Origin of the sequence: Deinococcus arboris (assembly GCF_009755355.1) — a bacterium.
GTDB classification, from domain to species: domain Bacteria; phylum Deinococcota; class Deinococci; order Deinococcales; family Deinococcaceae; genus Deinococcus; species Deinococcus betulae.
In genome coordinates, this window is sequence record NZ_WQLB01000042.1 from 12464 (window position 1) to 30036 (window position 17573).

Genomic DNA, 17573 nt, shown 5'->3' on the forward strand with positions numbered 1-17573 from the left:
CTTATGAGGACGGGGATTCCGGTGTGCTGCGGGTGCATCACTGTACCTAGGAGGGCACACCATGTTCTTACGCATCGACAAACTGCAATTTGACCTTCCCCTCCCCAAAGAAGCGAACCCCAACGGCGCCGCCACGGTTCAGGAACTGATGGGCGGCCGCTTTGGCGAGATGTCCACGATGATGAACTACATGACGCAGTCGTTCAATTTCCGGGGCAAGGACACCCTGCGGCCCTACTACGAACTGATTGCCAACATTGCCGCTGAGGAACTGGGGCACATTGAACTCGTGTCGGCTGCCATCAACAGCCTGCTGGCCGGCCCTGATCCCAAGGCGCAGGAAGAGCCTGTGGACCCGGCCACGCACCCCTTTTCCTTCGCCCAGGACGTGCGCAACACCAAGCACTTTATCGGGGCTGGCCCCGGCACCCTGATTGCCGACTCTCACGGCAAGGCCTGGACCGGCGACTACGTGTATTCCAGCGGCAACCTCATGCTGGACCTGACGCATAACTTCTTCCTTGAAGGCGCGGCCCGCCACAACAAGCTGCGTGTTTACGAGATGGTGGACGACCCCACGGCCAAAGCCCTGGTGGGCTACCTGCTGGTGCGCGGCGGCGTTCACCAGATTGCTTACGGCAAGGCCCTAGAAAGTCTGACTGGCGTGACCATCAACAAGATGCTGCCCATGCCAAACATTCCCACTGCCAAGATTCCCGAAGCCAGGGCCGTGATGGACCGGGGCCTGCACCAGATTCTGTACCGCTTTAGCGACACCGATTACAAGGAACTGGGCCAGATCTGGAACGGCACCCACCCCGAAGACGGGTCCGAGGTGCGCGTGGGCGAGTACACCGAAATTGAGGGCGGCGACCTTGTCGACGGCGGCCACGATTCGGCGGCCTTTTCACCCGACTGGGACATGGGCGAAATCATGGAAATCGCCCAGAAGCTGCACGATAAAGCTCGTCTGCGTTAAGACGAAGAAGAGGACGTGGAGGAGGCAGTCGCGCCTCTCCTCCACGCCCTTTCTTCTGGCCTCATCGGTCTATGTGCGTTCTGGGCCAGGCACGGGGGCCAGGTGTCTCTTCAGCCCTCCAGCGCCGCCACACGCACACCCAGCAGGTGGGCGAGGTCCAGCAGTTGCGCGGGTTCGATGGTCACGCCCTGCAGTTCGGCGGCCCCCAGGCGCACGCCGCCCAGGTCGCAGCCCCGCAGATCTGCTCCGTCCAGCTGCGCCCCCCGCAGGTCGGTGCGCGGAAGCTGGCAGCCGCGCATCACGGTGCCGCCCAACCTGGCGCCCATCATCACCGCTTCACCCAGGTCGCAGCCTTCCAGCCAGAGGTGGGCCGCGTCGGCATTCAGCCACACCGAGAGCGGCATGGACACCCGGCTGAGGCGCACCTGCCGCAGGCGTGTGCCCGCTGCCTGCACGCCCAGCAGGCGAGAGTCGGCCACCTGCACCCGCTCCAGGCTCACGTCCTCCCAGACGGCGCCGCTCAGATCGCAGCGTTCAAACCGCACGTCCAGCAGACGCACCCGCCGCCAGACACTGCCCACGAGGTTCACGCCGCGAAAGACACAACCCTCGAAGGTCACGCTGTTCAGTGCGTGAGCGCTGGACAGGTCGCCCTCGAAAGCCCACCCCCGCTCGACCGCTTCATCTTCCAGCAGACCCGAGAAGCTTCTCAGACCGCCCTTCGGAAATCGGGGTGGAGCAGGCGGCTTGGGGCCCGTCACAGCGTCAAAATCTCGTGGCCCTTCTGCGTCACGGCCACCGTGTGCTCAAACTGCGCGCTGGGCTGCTTGTCGGCGGTGATGACGGTCCAGCCGTCGCCCAGCAGGCGGGTCTCGGGGCGGCCCAGATTCACCATCGGCTCGATGGTAAACACCATGCCAGGCTGCAATTTCAGGCCCGTGTAACGCGCGCCGTAATGCAGCACCGTGGGTTCCTCGTGCAGCCGCTTGCCGATGCCGTGGCCTGTATATTCGCGCACCACGCTGTAGCCCCGGCCCTCGGCCACCGTCTGGACCGCGTGCCCCAGGTCGCCCAGGCGGGCGCCGGGTTTCACGAGGTCCAGCGCGGCATTCAGGCTGGCGCGGGTGGCGTCTACCAGACCCTGCACCTCGGGGCGCACCTTGCCTACAGTGTAGGTGTAGCAGGCGTCGCCGTAATAGCCGCCCAGCAGCACCCCGATGTCTACCCCCACGATGTCGCCTTCTTGCAGCTCACGCCCATCGGGGATGCCGTGACAGATGACCTCGTTCACGCTGGCGCAGATGGTGCCGGGGAAGGGGTTGTTGCGCGGCCCATAGCCCAGGTAGGCGGGGGTGGCTCCGGCCTTGCGAATATGCTCTTCGGCCAGGCGGTCCAGGTCTTTCAGGGTGGCGCCGGCCACCACGTAAGGTTCCAGCACCCGGAAGGTTTCGGCCACCAGCGCCCCCGCACGGCGCATGGTCTCGATTTCGCGGGCTGACTTCAGGGCAACGCGGCTCATAACAGTCAAGGCTAACACGGTGGGAACGGAAGAAAGCGGCTGGCCTTACCCCGCAGCAGGGAGGGATCAGCCGCCGCTATGGGCCGCCCTGAGCGGCAGGGCGCCGACCTTACCGTGGCGTGGCCAGCAGCTTGGCCAGAGCTTCGGCGCGCTTGAGGTCGGTCAGGGGGCCAGACTGAGGCTCCTGCGGGTCCAGGGGGTACGTCACCACCGGCAGGCCCCGCCGCTTGAGCAGGGCGTCCACGGGCAGCGTTCCGGCCGCCTTGACCCGCAGCACGAGCACCCGGTCTGCACTAAGCGTCAGCACCGCTTCCGGCGAGAGTTCCTTGAAGTACACGCTGGGGTCTACACCAGTGGGCGTGGCAATGGTCATCCCCAGGCGCCGCAGCACGTTGGAAAACGCGAACTGTTCGCCCAGCACCGAGATGGTCTGCGGCCCAAACAGGGCCAGGAACGCGGTGCGGGGCGCCTGTTCGACCCTGGGCGCGACCCTGGCGCGCAGGGCAGAAATCCGCGCGTCGTACTGCTGAATGTAGCGGTTGGCCTGGGCCGACTTGCCAAACACCTTCGCGGTTTCGCGGAGGCCCGTTTTCCAGCCCAGTTGCGCGTCGCGGTTGTAATTCCAGGCCAGGGTGGGCGCCAGGCGGCGCAGCGAGTTGTACAGGGGTGTCTCGTCCGGCTCGCCCCACATCAGGATGAGGTCGGGCTTGAGGGCCAGGATGGTTTCCATGCTGGGCTTGTCGGTGGCACCGACATACACCGGCTGGCCCAGCGAGGTGCCAGCGGGCGAGGTCAGGTTGGTCAGGGGTTGCCCCAGCCGGGCCTCGCCAATGCGCCCCGACGCGAAGCCCACCGGCTTGATCCCCAGCACGGCGGTCAGTTCGGTCAGCTCCTCGCCCAGCACGATGACGCGCTTGGGCATGGCCGGCAGGGTGGCGGTGCCCAGGTCGTGCTTGATGGTCAGGGGAAAGGTCTGGGCCGAGGCCGAAGACACGGCCAGGGCTGCCAATAAGGTCAGGAGGGGTTTCATAGAGACTCCAGGCAAGGCAGGCGCCAACCGCATGGGATGACACCCGGTGAGAACTGTTGACGCAGGCGGGTGGTGGGGCAGGCCCGCTGAGCAGGCCAGAAAGCTAAATCCGACTGACAAACTCAGGTTTATGCGAAAGGGCTGGAGCGTGTCAAGGGGACTCCCCTGGCCTGGCCACTCGGCCTCCCTCTTGAACATCCCCTACACGCTACCCTCAGGCCTATGAGTGAGCGCCGAGTCGTGATCAGCGTGGATATGGAAGGCATCTGTGGGGTCTCCAGCTGGGTGCAGGTGAGCCCTCCCGAATTTGGTGGGCTGGTGAGCGGCACCGAATACGAACGGGCCCGCACCCAGATGACGCTGGAAGCGGCCGCCGCCGCCCAGGGCGCGCTGGACGCCGGAGCCACCGACGTGCTGGTCAACGACAGCCACGACACCATGCGCAACCTGCTGCCCGACCTGCTGCCTGACGGCGTGCGGTTTACCAGCGGCAACGATAAGCCTCTGAGCATGGTCCAGGGGGTGCAGGAGACGGGGGTGGTGGGCCTGCTGTTCGTGGGCTACCACGCCCGGGCAGGCAGTGTGCGCGGCCCCCTGGCTCACACCTGGAACGGCTTTGTGCGGGACGTGCGCATCAATGGCGTCTCGACGGGCGAGTACGGCCTCAATGGCCTGCTGGCCGGGCACTACGGCGTGCCGGTGCTGTTTGCCAGTGGCGACGACGTGGCGATGGCCGAGATTTCGGCGGAACTGGGCGGCCAGGTGGTCACGGTGGCCGTCAAGGAAGGTCTGAGTGCCTTCGCCGCCGCTCATCTGCACCCGCGCGAGGCCACGCGCCGCATTCACGAAGGGGCGCGCCAGGCCGTACAGAACGCGGCTCAGGCCCAGCCACACACGACCCGCTGGCCCGCCGCCGTTCAGCTGAGTTTGAACCATCAGGCCCGCGCCGACGCGGCCGAGCGCGTACCCGGCGTGACGCGGGTGGATGGGGTCACGGTGGGCTGGGAGAGTGAGAACGCCTATCACCTCTTTCAGACGTTCCGCATGCTGGCGAAAGTGGCAGAGGTGCGGCTGGACGGATAGTCGGGGTCCGGGTGTCACCGCAGGCTCCTGTCAAGCCAACAGGAGACAAGTGCTTCCGTCCTTTTCACGATGACCGCCTGTGCAGGACTGCTCACCCCAGAATCAAGGGCACCAATCTGGCCTTCCCTTGTTGTTGTTCTGGCTCTGCCAGCCTGCTCAGCAACTGCGGCGATCTGCCACCAAAACGGTGCCATCCCACATGGCCTTTGCTCCCAGAACAGCAAAGCTCATGGTTCACGGTTAAGCTCGGGCCCATGCGCGTCCTGTTGCCTGTTGTTGCTGCATTGACCCTGGGTTCCTCGGCTTCGGCCGCTGCGGTGTGGGCGGGAGTGAATGCCACGACGGCGGGCTACGGGGTACATGCGGGCACGGCCCTGCTGCCCGTGCCCTTTATCGGCACGCTGGGGCTGGAGGGCAGCGCCGAGTTTCCCTGGTCAGCGAATGCCAGCACCTCCAGCCGCTACGCCGCCGGGGTCACGCTGCGCGACTTGAACATTCCGCTCAGCCGGGTAGACGCCTTTGCCAGCCTGGGCGGGCAGCTGACGGTCCCCACCGCCATACCAGGCGGCAGCACCCAAAACCAGTTTGCCCTGTACGGCGAGGCCGGTCTGCGCGGCCCCGTGCTGGGGCCAGCGGGCTGGCGGGCCTTTGTGCGGGCCAGCAGCGCCGGGCAGCTGGGCGCGGGTGTGGGCCTCGAACTGAGGTTTTAACGCCGAGCGTGGTGCGTGAAGTGGCGGATGTGCTGAGGGCAGCAGTTCTCTAGCCTGAAGGTGTGACCGACCAGCGCCGCCCAGCCGCCTATACCCTGCAAACCACACTGGAGGGCATCAGCCCGGCACAACTCACTGGCTTTTTTGTGGGCTGGCCTAACCCACCCAGTCCCGAGACGTTTCACCGTCTCCTGGCCGGTTCCTACCGTTTCGTCCTGGCACTTCAAAACGGACAGGTCATTGGTTTCGTGCAGGCCATCAGTGACGGGGTGCTGACCGCCTTTATTCCGCTGCTGGAGGTCCACCCCGACCATCAGGGCCAGGGCATCGGCCGCGCGCTGATGGAACGGATGCTGACCGAGCTGGGGGACCTCTATGCCACCGACCTGGCCTGCGACGACGACCTGGTGCCGTTTTACGAGGGGCTGGGGCTGCGGCAGGCCAATCTGATGTTTCGGCGCAACTATGAGCGGCAGAACGGTCGGCCAGGCGCAGGCTAAAGCCTTTACCAGGGCAGCAGCAGGGCTTCACCCCGGTTCCAGCCCAGGCGCCTGAGGAAGTTGCTCTCGCGGGGGCTCAGGGCGGCCAGGTCATCGGGGTCCGGCAGACCACCCAGCCACGCAGCGTCCGGGACCAGCCAGCCGCGCGCCTGCCACCACGCGACCAGCTCGGGCGGGTTCAGGTAGGGGCGCGGCTCGGGGTCCCAGGGGTCACCGAGCTTTGTCGCTGGTCTGTGCTCTTTCCCCTCCACAAACGCCAGGATGGGCAGCCAGCCGTGGGCCCGCAGTTCTATGCGCCGCGTGCCGTAAGGGGCCACGAGTTCGCGCGCCCGCAGTGCCGTCATGGCTGAGGTCGCGCTCCAGGGCGACAGCGTCCAGCCCAGGGCCTGCGCGCAGCGGTGCAGCTCTGCGGTCCACTGTTCACCCAGGCTGGGGTCGGTGGCGTCCAGATCAGCCGCCAGCCAGGCTATAGGCGAAGCCACGCCCTAACCCAGTTCCGCGCGCAGGCGACCCACGTCCCCCCGCCAGGTATCGGCGTCCTCACCCTCTTCCCAGAGGTCCGGCAGCTCGCTGCCTGGCCCTAGCACGCGCTCCACGGCTTCCAGGGCCAGCTGGCGCAGGTGGGTCAGGTCAGCTAGATCGGCCGCCTGCGCCCAGGCCCGCAGCCCAGCGTCGGTCAGGCTGCGGGTGTCGCCGGTCAACACGGCCGCCAGCACCTCGGCGGCGGCCAGAGCGCGGTGACCTTCCTCGGCTTCCAGGTACTCGTTGTCGGGGTCCAGGGCCACGTCGAAGGCTTCGGCCAGGGCAAAGGCGCCGTCCTGCACGACCTCCCTCGCAAACTCGGCGGCGTATTCATTTTCAAAGCTGCCAGTGCCCCAGACGGTCATGAACCCATGATGGCAGAAGTTATATGGGTTCCGCTGAATTGCCGCACAGCAAAAAAAGGCACCGTCTGCGCTTCCAGATCGCGGAATCCGCATCTGTTCCTGCTCGCTCTCTTGCGCCGCTTGTCAAGTCTGCTCGGAGTCCACCCCGCATGCTGCTCGATTCAATCGGCGTCCGGATCAGCCGCCAGATTCTTCAGGTCTTTCGTAGTGATGATGTGGCTGAGAGGCCGAGGAAAAGCCCGCCAGGAACTGTGGGGTCGGTGTTTCAGGCCTGGAGCTGAATCTGCCCTGAGCGACCACCCACTCGTAGACACTCATGTCCAGCGGAGACCACGTCAGCATTCCCTCCAGGCCGTGCTGCTGAACCCACGCCTCTCCCAGTTCCAGTGTCGAGAACACGGCGGCGGGCGGTGTTGCGCGAACACCTAGAAACACCCAGACGCCCGGTTGAGGCTCCAAGCCTTAAACCCCCACCCCTTGCCCGTAGCGCCGCTCTACGTACTGTTCCAGCAACACCTGAAAATCCTCGGCAATGCGCGGCCCTTTCAAGGTGGTCAGCAGCTTGCCGTCCTGGTACACCGGGGCGCGCGGGTCTTCGCCCGTGCCGGGCAGAGAAATGCCGATATTCGCGTGCTTGCTCTCACCGGGACCGTTCACGATGCAGCCCATCACGGCGACCTGCATGTCCTCCACGCCGGGGTAGTTGGCCTTCCAGTCGGGCATGGCGTCCCGGATGTAATCCTGAATCTTCTGTGCCAGCTCCTGAAAAAAGGTGCTGGTGGTGCGTCCGCAGCCGGGGCAGGAGGTGACCTGCGGCAAGAACTGGCGCAGCCCCAGACTCTGCAAAATCTGCTGGGCCACCTCCACTTCCAGCTTGCGGCTGGCGCCGGGCTCGGGGGTCAGCGAAACGCGGATGGTGTCGCCAATGCCGTCAATCAGCAGGGGCGCCAGCGCCGCGCTGCTGGCCACGATGCCCTTCATGCCCATGCCCGCTTCGGTCAGGCCCAGGTGCAGGGGGTAGTCGCACAGCGGGGCCAGCTGGCGGTACACCTGCCAGAGTTCAGGGGCCGAGCTGACCTTAACCGAAATCAGAATCTTGTCGTGGGCCAGGCCCAGTCGCTCGGCGTACTGGGCACTTTCCAGAGCAGAGACCACCATCGCGTCAATCATCACATCGGTGCCGCTTTTGGGGCTGCCCCGGCGCGTGTTCTCGTCCATCAGGCGGGCCAGCACCTGCTGGTCGAGGCTGCCCCAGTTTACGCCGATGCGCACGGGTTTGCCGTACTCCTTGGCGACCTCGATCATGGTGGCAAAGTTGGCGTCGTGGTGCTGCCCGGCCCCCACGTTGCCGGGGTTGATGCGGTACTTGGCCAGCAGCCGCGCCGTTTCGGGGTATTCACGCAGCAGGATGTGGCCGTTGTAGTGAAAGTCGCCCACGATGGGGACGTTCAGGCCCACTTCTTGCAGGCGGGCCACCACTTCGGGGACGGCGGCGGCGGCTTCCCGGGTGTTGACCGTCACGCGCACGATTTCGCTGCCGGCGCGGGCCAGCTGCGCCACCTGAATGGCGGTGGCCTCGGCGTTGGCGGTGTCGGTGTTCGTCATGCTCTGCACGACCACGGGGTGCGCGCTGCCAATCGGCACGCCTCCCACGTTCACGCTGACGGTCTGGCGGCGGGTCATGGTGCCCAGTCTACGCGCGGCGGGTCAGGGGCAGGCGTCGGCCAGAAGGTGCAGGAGGCTGTGTGAGACGGGCGCGGAGCCTTCTTCTGCGGCGGGGGGACAGTTTGCCCTGGGCGGCACTGCACCCCTGACGACCTGGGCTGCCCAGGCCCCTTGACCCCAGCCCCTCAGGCCGCGCACACTGGGCGGCAACAGTTCACAGGCAACGCTTGTCCCTTGCGGGCACGACCTCTCCTCCGCTTTCACGCGAGTTGAGAGGCCGTGCCCGCTGCGCTGTGCCGGAGGTTTCGCCATGACTATTTTTCCCCTGCTCTCGACCCAGCACGACCACACGCCCGCCTACACGGAGCGCTTGGGCACCCCCACGGGCAGCACTGTGCGTGTTCGGCTGCGCACGACCCTGCCTGTTACCGAGGTCAAATTTAAGCTGGTGCGGGTGGGCGAAATCGAAACGCATCCAGCGCGCGAGATTGACCCTGTGGGGGGCGCGCCGGGCCGCTGGTTCGAGGCCGACCTGCCGGTGCACGAGGGCCGAGTCCGCTACGCCTGGCAGCTGAACTTCAGCAACGACCACCTGCACCTGACCGGGCTGGGCCTGCACCGCACGCGCCGGGGCTTCCGGTCCTGGTTCAGCTACCTGGCAGGGCACGTGGCCCCCGAATGGGCCTGGGAGAGCGTCTTTTACCAGATTTTCCCTGACCGCTTTCGCAACGGCGACCCCAGCAACGACGTGCAGACCGGCGAGTACCTGTACGGCGACCGGGTGGTGGAGCGGGTGGACTGGCACACCCCTATTGACGCCTGGGGCGACATTCACGGCCATTACGGCGGTGACCTGAACGGGATTACCCAGGCGCTGCCCTACCTGCAAGACCTGGGCGTGACCGGCCTTTGGCTGACCCCCATCTTCGTGTCGCCCAGCAACCACCGTTACGACATCACCGATTACCGCCACATTGACCCCCACCTGGGCGGCGACGAAGCCTGGACCGAACTGGCGGGCGCCGCTGAAAGTGCGGGCATGAGGCTCGTCCTGGACGGGGTCTTTAACCATGTGGGCAACGAGAACGCCCTGTTCCGCGCGGCCCTGGAAGGCGACACGGCCCCCGAACGTAGCCTGTTTACCTGGCGTGACGAACCCGGCAAGCCGCCCTACCACGCTTTTTTTGATGTGCCTACCCTCCCCAAGATTGATTACCGCAACCCGGCTGCCGTGCAGGAGTTCTTCAGCGGCGAGGAATCGGTGGTGCGCCACTGGCTGCGCCGGGGCGCGGCGGGCTGGCGGCTGGACGTGGCCCACATGATTGGCACAGGCGGCACCGACGAGGACAACCTGCCCCTGCACCAGACCCTCAAGCGCGCCGCGCGCGAGGAAAGGCCGGACGCCTACGTGTTCGGCGAGCGCTTCTATGACCCCGAACACGCGCTGAACGGCCAGGGCGAGGACGGCTCCATGAATTACCACGGCTTTGGCCTGCCGGTGATGCAATGGCTGGCGCGCGGTAACCTGCTGTTCGAACCCAGCGCCCTGGGCGGCGAAGAACTGGCGGACATGCTGTGGGACGCCTATCACGCGCTGCCGCCGCAAGTGGCCCTGAGCATGTTCAACGTGCTCGAATCCCACGACATTCCCCGCGCGCTGTACCGCGTGGGCAACGACCGCACGCTGTTTCTGGCGGCCTTCACGCTGCTGATGGGCTACGCAGGGGTGCCCTGCACCTACTACGGCTCGGAGGTGGGGCTGAGCCAGTCGCGGCGCGGCGCCATGCCCTGGTGCCGCGAACCGATGCCCTGGGATGAGGACGGCTGGGACCACAACCTGCGCGGCGGGGTCAAGGCCCTGATTGCCGTGCGCCGCCGCACCCTGGCCCTGCAACGCGGCAACCTGCGCTTTCTACACGCCGAGGACGACGCTGTAGCTTTCCTGCGTGAGTACACCCACGAAGACGGACACACCGACCGCGCTGTCGTCCTGGCCAGCCGCCAACCCCAGTCCCACGAGGTGGCCTTGACCCTTCCCGGCGGCACCTGGCTCGACGCCATGACCGGCGAACCCCTGCGCGGCGGTCAGGTGACGGTGCAGGCGGCGGGAGGCCGGATTCTGGTCCAGTAAACGGGCGAAGGAGAGATCAAAGAAGGTGGTGAACTCCGCTTCAGTACAGGGGTTCTCTATGCAAACGGGAGAGCGATCTGGCCAGACCGCTCCCTATGTCAGAGAATCGCGCAGCAGAGCAGGTTCTGGGCGTGGCACTGGCCATTTGGTGCCTTTGCGGCTGGCTTGCCTGACACAGCGCACTTCCAAGAACCCTGTTCCACTTTCACTGCCTCCTCTGCTCTGATCACCACACAAGACCCTCCGCACGCTCCACGCTGTCCTCTGCGTTACACTTGTGCCACATGGCACATGCACACGACTCGGCGTTGTACGCGCAGTGGGTGGACTTGCTTGGCTGGCTGGAAGCCGGGGCCAGGGCGCGCGGCCTAGGCTTTGAAAAGGTGGCAGACTTTCCCGATTACATCTACCGCATGGAGCGGCCGTATGACCTGCCTACCACGGTCATGAGTGTGCGGATTACGGCGGGCGGCCAGCCGCTGCTGATTGCCGCCGTCAGCCCCCGCCACGCCGACCTGAAAGCGGTGTCCCTGCGCCTGATGGGCGGCAGCAAACACTGGCACCTGCACGCGGGCGACCATGTGCTACTGGAAGGCAAGCGCCCCTTCACCCATCAGCGGCTAGAGACGTTGCTGGACAGCGCGGTAAAGGGGCTCCAGGCGGTTTAGGAGATAGCCTGAACTGGCACATCTGATTGTTTGGAGCGAGGCAACAAGAGATGCCTGGAACGGTGCCAGAAGTTCTCCAAAGACCTCAGCCAGATTCGACGTTCTGACTGCTTCCAGGGCGAGCCAGCCTAGATCGGCAGCGCACAAGGCAACTCTTCGCAGCCAGGCAGTGGGGTGTGCGGAACTGATCGAGCCGCCCTCGCATCAGCAAGGGAACACGTAACCGCTGTGAGGCCATCCCAGAAGCTCCTCTAAAAAGAAGCCCCCTCGCTCTTAACTCTCTCTGGCTATCAGTACCCGCGAAGGCAGAAACGACAACGCGGCTCATCCCTACTCGGATGAGCCGCTCCCGCCTCACTTATTCTCTGTACTAAGCGCCCGCAAAGGCGATAAAGCCGGCCGTTATGCCGATCAATGTGCCCACCAGCACTTCCAGATAGGTGTGACCCAGCAGCACACGCAGCGGCAGGGGCGCGAAGCCCTCGCGGACCACGGCGCGCAGTTCCTCGACCAGTTCGTTTAGCAGCCGGGCCTGCTGGCCGCTGCTGTGACGCACGCCCGTCGCGTCGTACATGACAATCAGGGCAAAGACGGCGCTGACGGCAAAAAGGGGGCTGCCCACCCCTTCGGTCAGCCCCACACCTGTGGTCAGGGCCGCCACCATCGCGCTGTGGCTGCTGGGCATCCCGCCCGTTTCCATGAAGGCCGAGGGGCGCCAGCGCCGTTCAATGAGCAGAATCAGCAGGACCTTCAGGACCTGGGCGCCGGTGCTGGACAGCACGGCCACCCACAGCCAGCGGTTTTCGAGCAACTCAGCGAACGAGTTCACCAGCAGCCTCTTGACGCTGCGTTTCGGCAGCCAGCACGGTGTTCATCAGCAGCTGGGCCACCGTCATAGGTCCCACGCCGCCCGGCACCGGGGTCAGGGCGCCGGCCACCTCAGCGACAGCCGGATGCACGTCGCCGGTCAGGCGCCCCTTACCGTCTTCCGTTGGGACGCGGTTAATGCCCACATCAATAACGGTGGCGCCGGGCTTCACCATCTCGGGGGTGACCAGATGGGCGCGGCCGACGGCCACCACCAGCAGGTCCGCCTCGCGCGTTACAGCGCCCAGGTCCGGGGTGCGGCTGTGAGCCAGCGTCACGGTGACATCGGCGTTCAGCAGCAGCGCTGCCAGCGGCCGGCCCACCAGTGCGCTGCGGCCCACAATGACGGCGCGCCGTCCGGCCACCGGCACACCGTAAAAGGCCAGCAGGGCCATTACACCCGCTGGGGTGCAGGGACGCAGGCCCGCCTGGGCAGTCCACAGGCGCCCCGTGCTGACCGGGTGCAGGCCGTCCACATCCTTGCGTGGATCCACGGCAGTCAGGATGGTCTCGGGGTTCAGGTGGGCTGGCAGGGGCAACTGCACCAAAATCCCGCTGACGGCCGGGTCGGCGTTCAGGGCCGCCAGCAGGGCCAGCACCTCCGCCTGGGCAGTGGCTTCGGGCAGGGCGTGAACCTGACTGCTCAGGCCCACCTGGGTGGCCTTTTTTGCCTTGCCGCGCACATAAGCCACACTGGCTGGGTCGTCCCCCACCCTCACCAGCGCCAGATGGGGCGCAGCGGGCAGGGCTGCCGCGCGGCGAGCGGCTTCTTCGAGCAGAGCCTCGGCGGCGGGCGCGCCGGTCAGCGGCTGGGCCGCCGCGCCCACCGTCACTCGCGCGGCTCCGGGCTGGACGCGGGGGCCGGCTGCTCCTGAAGGCTGCGGCTCAGGCCGGCCAGCACCCCGTTGACAAAGCGGCCCGAATCATCGCCGCCGAACTTGCGGGCAATCCGCACCGCACTTTCAATGACGGGCGGATGCGGCTCGCCGGTGTACATCATCTCGAAGGTGGCCAGGCGCAGAATATTCAGGTCGGTCTGGGCCATCTGGTCAAAACTCCAGCCACGGATGGTGCGGCGCAGCGTCGCGTCAATGTCTGGCCGCGCGGCGCTGATGCCCTGCACCAAGGTCTGGGCAAAGGTCAGGGCCTCCTCATTCAGCGGGGCAAAGGTGTCGTCACCCGCACGCATGGCGCCTTCTGCGCGGGTAAAGACACTCTGCATGGGCAGGTCGCCCCGGTCTGCCTCGAACAACACCCGGAAGGCAAACTCGCGCGCGGCGCGCCGGGTGCCGGTGGGGGCGGCGGCCTTTTCGCGGCGGCGGGTCACGCGGAGCTGCCTTTGGGCAGGCAGACGTTCTGCACGCTGACATTGACGGCCCGTACCTTCAGGCCCGTCATCAGTTCAATGTTCTCGCGCACCGCCTGCTGCACCTGCTCGGACAGGGCCACCAGGTTGCGGCCAAACTCGATGTTCAGGCCCACGTCTACCGTTACGTCCTGGCCGTCTCGGGTCACGCGCAGGGCGCGCGGGCGGCGGCCAGGGGTCTGGCTGCGCAGCACCTCACCCACCTTCATGGGCGCGCTGGAGACCTCAGTGCCGTCTATGCCGTCCAGCGTCGTGGCGGCGATGTCCATCAGGACATTTTTGCTGATTTCAATGTCGGGTGTTGCCATGCTCGTTTGCCTCCACGCGCGCCCCACAGAGGAAAGCGGGCCGCGCCAATAGGCTTCAGTGTATCCCGTTCGGCGTGAAGCGGGATTGATGGAGGTCGGGAAGAGAGCTGTGATGGGCAACCCCTTGGCACGCGGCCTTACCTGAAGAGGGAGGCGGGCTCTGGCCGCTGGAGACGCCCACCCTCTGCGGGCTGCTTTCTCTGAAGCAGTGGGTCAAAGGGCCATTTCTTCCCTGTTCCACTTAGGCCGGTTCGGTCGTCACGCCCTTCTCGGCCAGCAGGTCGGCCAGGCCAGCTTCGTCCAGCACCTTGACCCCCAGTTCCTGCGCGCGCGTCAGCTTGCTGCCTGCTTCTTCACCCGCCACCAGATAGCTGGTTTTGCCGGTGACTGAGCCTGTGACGCGCCCACCCGCCGCTTCCAGCTGGGCCTTGATAGCGTCGCGTGGGCGGCCCAGGGTGCCTGTCAACACGAAATTCAGGCCGCGCAGCTGCTCGCCGCGCGCCTCGGCCTCGCCCTGCGGGTCAATTCCGGCGGCGCGCAGCTTGGTCAGCAGTCGCACCGTTCCCTCTTCTTTTAGGGCCACCGCCACCGACGCCCCAATAATCTTGCCCAGGCCCGGCACCGCCTCAATCTGCTCGGCCGTGGCGTTCATCAGGGCGTCCAGGCTGCCAAAGTTGCGGGCCAGCACCTGCGCGTTGCGCTCGCCCACATGCGGCAGCCCTAGCGCGTTGACCAGGCGCCACAGCGGCTGCGTCTTGCTGGCCGAGAGCTGCGCCAGGATGTTCTGCGCCTTTTTCTCACCGCCGCGTTCCAGGCCCGCCAGCTGCTCTGCGGTCAGGCTGTAGAGGTCGGCGGCGTCCTGCACCAGGCCGGTGTGCAGCAACTGGGCGATCAGTTTTTCCCCAATGCCCTGAATGTCCATCGCCCCGCGGGACACGAAATACTGAATCAGGCGGTAGCCCTGCGCGGGGCAGGCGGGGTTGACGCAGTAGGTGTTGGCGTCGTCCTCGTGGCGCACCGCAGGCTCTCCACATTCCGGGCAGGTGGTCGGGAACTCGTAGGGCGCGGCCTCCTGGGGCCGTTTCTCGACCACCACGCGCATAATCTGGGGAATGACGCCCCCCGATTTGCGGACCACCACCGTGTCACCAACGCGCAGGTCCAGCCCTGCGATGTAATCCTCGTTGTGCAGCGTGGCCTTGCTGACGGTGCTGCCCTCAATCAGCCGGGGCTGCAGGTGTGCCAGCGGCGCCAGCTTGCCGGTGCGGCCCACGTTGATGCTGATGCTTTCCAGCACCGTCTCTACTTCCTCGACCGGGAACTTGTAGGCAATCGCCCAGCGCGGCGCGCGGCTGGTAAAGCCCGCCTCTTCTTGCAGGCGCAGGGGGTCCAGTTTCAGGACGGTGCCGTCGGCATCAAACTCGAAGGCCTGACGCTGCGCCGTCATCTCGGCGTGGTAAGCCTCGGCCTCGGCCAGGCCGTGCAGGGTGCGGGTGTAGGGGCTGACTGGAAAGCCCTGCGCCGAGAGCCACGCCAGGACCTCGCCCTGCGTCTGGGCGGGCACGCCGTCGCGCTTGCCCAGCGCGTAGAAGATGGCCTTCAGGTTGCGCGAGCGCGTGACCTCCGGGTCTTTTTGCCGCAGGGCCCCCGCCGCCCCATTGCGTGGGTTTTTCAGCAGTGGCGTGCCCAGTTCCTCGGCCTGGGCATTAAAGGCAGCAAAGTCGGCCCGGCTCATGTACACCTCGCCGCGCACCTCCAGTTCACCCTTCAGACCTTCTAGGCGGGTGGGAATACCCGGCACTGTCGCCACCTGCGCCGTGACCATCTCGCCCGTCACGCCGTTGCCGCGCGTGGCGGCCCACTGCAAACTGCCGTCCTTGTAATAGAGGTTGACGCTAAGGCCATCAATTTTGATTTCGCCTGTGAACGTCAGGTCGTCGTGGTCGGCGGGCAGGTTGAGGGCGCGGGTCAGTTTCTCGCGCCACTCGCCCAGCTCTTCGTCACTGAACACGTTGTCCAGGCTGGTCATGGGGGTGGGGTGGCTGACCTGCACAAACGCCGTACTGGGCGCGCCGCCCACCGCCTGCGCCGGGGTCGCGCCCCCCAGAGCCGCCTGCCCCTCGGCCCATTCGGGATGCTCGGCTTCCAGGGCGCGCAGTTCACGCACCAGGGCGTCATATTCAGCGTCCGGAATCAGGGGGGCGTCCAGTTCGTGGTACGCCTGATTGTGGCGGGCGACCTCGGCACTCAGGGCAAGATAACGGTCAAGCGCGGCCTGGCTCATGCGGGTCAGCATAGCGAGAAGTGGGCCGGAAAGCCGCCTGCTGTGCCTCATTCTTCAGAGAGCCGTCACGTCTCTTCGGTACGCTCAGAGGGTCACGTCCCCATCTATTACTTTGTCAGACTCGCGTGACAGTCCAGACGTGAACATCCCCTCAAGAGTGTTCAAATCCGCCCTGACCCGATCCGCTTCACAACTGTGCCGCCGTCGGGTCTAGACAGCTGGCAATTTCCGTATACTCTGTTCAAGCATTCACCTGATTCCTGTTCCCGGAGGCCTTTGAAATGAAAAAGATTCTGACCCTTGCCCTTGCCCTGACCGCCACGGTCGCCTCTGCCCAGAGCCTGCGCGTCGGCCTCGCCTACGACGCCGGCGGCAAGTTCGACAAGAGCTTTAACCAGAGCGCCTACGAAGGCAGCCAGCGCGCCGTCAAGGCCTTTGGCGTCCAGACCAAGGACTTCGAGCCCAGCGACCCCAGCCAGACCATTCAGGGCATCCGCTCGTTTGCCAACGAAGGCTTTGACCTGACCGTGGGTGTGGGCTTTGCCAACAACGCCAGCATCAGCCAGGTCGCCAAGGAAAACCCCGATCTGTTCTTCGGTCTGGTGGACGACGTGTCCCCTCAGAAGAACGTCGCCAGCCTGGTGTTTCAGGAAGAGCAGGGCAGCTACCTCGTGGGCTACCTGGCCGCGCTGAACTCCTCGACCGGCGTGCTGGGCTTCGTGGGCGGCATGGACATCCCCCTGATCCACAAGTTCGAGGCCGGCTACGCGGCGGGCGCCAAGGCCGCCAACCCCAAAGTGCGCGTGATTGCGCAGTACGTGGGCACCACCCCTGACGCCTGGAACAACCCCGCCAAGGCCAAGGAAATCGCTGGCAGCATGCGCGCCAAGGGTGCGGACATCATCTTCGCCGCCGCCGGCGCGTCGGGCAACGGCGTGATCGACTACATCAAGCAGACGCAGTGCCTCAAGGCCGCGAACCTGCCCGCCGGCGTGAAGTTCAACACCAACAACTTCGCCAGCATCAAGAAGAGCGCCACCTACACCAAGGCCTGCGCTGGCAACACCCGGCCTCTGTTCTTCATCGGCGTGGACAAGAACCAGAACCCCCAGGGTGACTTTGACGGCAACGCCGCCACCCTGAACCACGGCCTGACCTCCATGCTCAAGCGCGTGGACAACGCTGTGTACGCCCTGATCAAGGACGTGCAGGAAGACAAGTTCAAGGGTGGCGAGCGCCGCTTCGGTCTGAAAGAAGGCGGCGTGGGCTACGCCGTGGACCAGTACAACAAGGGCCTGATCACCAGCGCCCAGGTGGCCCGCGTGGAGGCCGTCAAGGCCAAGATCATCAGCGGCGCCATCAAAGTTCCGACCAAGTAAGTCTCCGCTGTTCTGACTGGCGCGCTCCGAGTGGGCGCGTCAGTTTTTGTTGTTCCAGAGGTTGAAGGCAGGAACGCCCACCTGAAGGTGGGCTGATGCTTTCCACCATCTGCCCTTTTGCCTCCTCGTCTGTGGGGCTTTTCTGAATCCCTTGAATACTTTCGCCGCTGGCTGTAGGCATCTGCTTCCAGGCATCC

At 65.7% G+C, this 17573-nt stretch carries 20 protein-coding genes; 7 read left to right on the top strand and 13 right to left on the bottom strand.

Annotated features, from left to right (window positions below):
- Positions 1-61: 61 nt before the first annotated feature.
- Entirely contained in the window at positions 62-979 is a 918-nt protein-coding gene (locus tag GO986_RS20270) for a manganese catalase family protein (protein WP_157461338.1), read from the top strand.
- 110 nt (positions 980-1089) lie between these two features.
- On the opposite strand, the gene GO986_RS20275 is transcribed toward GO986_RS20270, so the two are convergent.
- From GO986_RS20275 to GO986_RS20285, 3 genes are all read right to left on the bottom strand, one after another.
- Positions 1090-1740 carry a pentapeptide repeat-containing protein gene (locus GO986_RS20275; RefSeq protein ID WP_157461339.1) on the bottom strand — a complete coding sequence of 217 codons (651 nt, stop codon included), beginning with the start codon at positions 1738-1740 and terminating at the stop codon, positions 1090-1092.
- Positions 1737-2498, bottom strand: a complete 762-nt coding sequence (map, locus tag GO986_RS20280) for a type I methionyl aminopeptidase (protein WP_157461340.1) — start codon at positions 2496-2498, stop codon at positions 1737-1739. Before map ends, GO986_RS20275 begins: the two co-directional genes overlap by 4 nt.
- Positions 2499-2607: 109 nt before the next feature.
- Positions 2608-3528, bottom strand: a complete 921-nt coding sequence (locus GO986_RS20285) for an ABC transporter substrate-binding protein (RefSeq protein ID WP_198170857.1) — start codon at positions 3526-3528, stop codon at positions 2608-2610.
- Positions 3529-3750: 222 nt separating this feature from the next.
- Between GO986_RS20285 and GO986_RS20290 the strand changes: the two genes are divergently transcribed.
- The 3 genes from GO986_RS20290 to GO986_RS20300 all read left to right on the top strand — a co-directional run bounded on the left by GO986_RS20290 (position 3751) and on the right by GO986_RS20300 (position 5821).
- A complete protein-coding gene (locus GO986_RS20290) occupies positions 3751-4611 on the top strand; it encodes a M55 family metallopeptidase (protein WP_157461342.1) in 861 nt (286 codons plus the stop codon).
- A 254-nt stretch (positions 4612-4865) separates the two neighbouring features.
- Positions 4866-5321: a hypothetical protein gene (locus GO986_RS20295; protein WP_157461343.1), complete on the top strand. Its 456-nt coding sequence runs from the start codon at positions 4866-4868 to the stop codon at positions 5319-5321.
- Between the two features lie 62 nt (positions 5322-5383).
- Positions 5384-5821 carry a GNAT family N-acetyltransferase gene (locus GO986_RS20300; RefSeq protein ID WP_369409501.1) on the top strand — a complete coding sequence of 146 codons (438 nt, stop codon included), beginning with the start codon at positions 5384-5386 and terminating at the stop codon, positions 5819-5821.
- Between the two features lie 5 nt (positions 5822-5826).
- Here GO986_RS20300 and GO986_RS20305 read toward each other — a convergent pair whose 3' ends face one another.
- From GO986_RS20305 to ispG, 4 genes are all read right to left on the bottom strand, one after another.
- Entirely contained in the window at positions 5827-6303 is a 477-nt protein-coding gene (locus GO986_RS20305; RefSeq protein WP_157461344.1) for a hypothetical protein, read from the bottom strand.
- Between the two features lie 3 nt (positions 6304-6306).
- Positions 6307-6708, bottom strand: a complete 402-nt coding sequence (locus GO986_RS20310) for a DUF4259 domain-containing protein (protein WP_157461345.1) — start codon at positions 6706-6708, stop codon at positions 6307-6309.
- A gap of 177 nt (positions 6709-6885) precedes the next feature.
- On the bottom strand, positions 6886-7143 hold the full coding sequence (locus tag GO986_RS23580) for a DUF7710 domain-containing protein (RefSeq protein WP_439648722.1): 258 nt from the start codon (positions 7141-7143) through the stop codon (positions 6886-6888).
- A gap of 27 nt (positions 7144-7170) precedes the next feature.
- On the bottom strand, positions 7171-8391 hold the full coding sequence (gene ispG / locus GO986_RS20315) for a flavodoxin-dependent (E)-4-hydroxy-3-methylbut-2-enyl-diphosphate synthase (protein ID WP_157461346.1): 1221 nt from the start codon (positions 8389-8391) through the stop codon (positions 7171-7173).
- A gap of 292 nt (positions 8392-8683) precedes the next feature.
- Here ispG and GO986_RS20320 point away from each other — a divergent pair, with 292 nt between their 5' ends.
- Both GO986_RS20320 and GO986_RS20325 read left to right on the top strand, forming a co-directional pair.
- A complete protein-coding gene (locus GO986_RS20320) occupies positions 8684-10504 on the top strand; it encodes an alpha-amylase family glycosyl hydrolase (protein WP_157461347.1) in 1821 nt (606 codons plus the stop codon).
- Between the two features lie 284 nt (positions 10505-10788).
- On the top strand, positions 10789-11172 hold the full coding sequence (locus GO986_RS20325; protein WP_157461348.1) for an NADH-quinone oxidoreductase subunit 15: 384 nt from the start codon (positions 10789-10791) through the stop codon (positions 11170-11172).
- A gap of 370 nt (positions 11173-11542) precedes the next feature.
- Here GO986_RS20325 and GO986_RS20330 read toward each other — a convergent pair whose 3' ends face one another.
- The 5 genes from GO986_RS20330 to ligA all read right to left on the bottom strand — a co-directional run bounded on the left by GO986_RS20330 (position 11543) and on the right by ligA (position 15997).
- Positions 11543-12001 (bottom strand): divergent PAP2 family protein, encoded by a 459-nt coding sequence (locus tag GO986_RS20330; protein ID WP_224571543.1) that lies wholly within the window; start codon positions 11999-12001, stop codon positions 11543-11545.
- Positions 11985-12872, bottom strand: a complete 888-nt coding sequence (gene folD / locus GO986_RS20335) for a bifunctional methylenetetrahydrofolate dehydrogenase/methenyltetrahydrofolate cyclohydrolase FolD (RefSeq protein WP_369409502.1) — start codon at positions 12870-12872, stop codon at positions 11985-11987. Before folD ends, GO986_RS20330 begins: the two co-directional genes overlap by 17 nt.
- Positions 12869-13366, bottom strand: a complete 498-nt coding sequence (nusB, locus tag GO986_RS20340; RefSeq protein WP_369409503.1) for a transcription antitermination factor NusB — start codon at positions 13364-13366, stop codon at positions 12869-12871. The genes folD and nusB overlap by 4 nt, the downstream gene beginning before the upstream one ends.
- Complete coding sequence (locus GO986_RS20345; protein ID WP_157461351.1) at positions 13363-13713, bottom strand: Asp23/Gls24 family envelope stress response protein; 351 nt, start codon at positions 13711-13713, stop codon at positions 13363-13365. Before GO986_RS20345 ends, nusB begins: the two co-directional genes overlap by 4 nt.
- Positions 13714-13954: 241 nt before the next feature.
- Complete coding sequence (gene ligA, locus GO986_RS20350) at positions 13955-15997, bottom strand: NAD-dependent DNA ligase LigA (protein WP_157461352.1); 2043 nt, start codon at positions 15995-15997, stop codon at positions 13955-13957.
- 281 nt (positions 15998-16278) lie between these two features.
- Here ligA and GO986_RS20355 point away from each other — a divergent pair, with 281 nt between their 5' ends.
- The gene (locus GO986_RS20355) at positions 16279-17376 is read left to right on the top strand and encodes a BMP family lipoprotein (RefSeq protein ID WP_157461353.1); all 1098 of its coding nucleotides are present in this window, start codon (positions 16279-16281) and stop codon (positions 17374-17376) included.
- On the opposite strand, the gene GO986_RS23105 is transcribed toward GO986_RS20355, so the two are convergent.
- A partial coding sequence (locus tag GO986_RS23105) for a hypothetical protein (protein ID WP_232337924.1) occupies positions 17357-17573 on the bottom strand: 217 nt, incomplete at its 5' end. The genes GO986_RS20355 and GO986_RS23105 overlap by 20 nt on opposite strands.

What these genes read in the sequence shown, in the direction of transcription:
- GO986_RS20320 (WP_157461347.1), top strand. Translation starts at nt 8,684, where the DNA reads ATGACTATTTTTCCCCTGCTCTCGACCCAGCACGACCACACGCCCGCC.
- GO986_RS20295 (WP_157461343.1), top strand. Translation starts at nt 4,866, where the DNA reads ATGCGCGTCCTGTTGCCTGTTGTTGCTGCATTGACCCTGGGTTCCTCG.
- GO986_RS20270 (WP_157461338.1), top strand. Translation starts at nt 62, where the DNA reads ATGTTCTTACGCATCGACAAACTGCAATTTGACCTTCCCCTCCCCAAA.
- GO986_RS20310 (WP_157461345.1), bottom strand. Translation starts at nt 6,708, where the DNA reads ATGACCGTCTGGGGCACTGGCAGCTTTGAAAATGAATACGCCGCCGAG.
- ligA (WP_157461352.1), bottom strand. Translation starts at nt 15,997, where the DNA reads ATGAGCCAGGCCGCGCTTGACCGTTATCTTGCCCTGAGTGCCGAGGTC.
- map (WP_157461340.1), bottom strand. Translation starts at nt 2,498, where the DNA reads ATGAGCCGCGTTGCCCTGAAGTCAGCCCGCGAAATCGAGACCATGCGC.
- GO986_RS20355 (WP_157461353.1), top strand. Translation starts at nt 16,279, where the DNA reads ATGAAAAAGATTCTGACCCTTGCCCTTGCCCTGACCGCCACGGTCGCC.
- GO986_RS20290 (WP_157461342.1), top strand. Translation starts at nt 3,751, where the DNA reads ATGAGTGAGCGCCGAGTCGTGATCAGCGTGGATATGGAAGGCATCTGT.
- GO986_RS20345 (WP_157461351.1), bottom strand. Translation starts at nt 13,713, where the DNA reads ATGGCAACACCCGACATTGAAATCAGCAAAAATGTCCTGATGGACATC.
- ispG (WP_157461346.1), bottom strand. Translation starts at nt 8,391, where the DNA reads ATGACCCGCCGCCAGACCGTCAGCGTGAACGTGGGAGGCGTGCCGATT.
- GO986_RS20285 (WP_198170857.1), bottom strand. Translation starts at nt 3,528, where the DNA reads ATGAAACCCCTCCTGACCTTATTGGCAGCCCTGGCCGTGTCTTCGGCC.
- GO986_RS20325 (WP_157461348.1), top strand. Translation starts at nt 10,789, where the DNA reads ATGGCACATGCACACGACTCGGCGTTGTACGCGCAGTGGGTGGACTTG.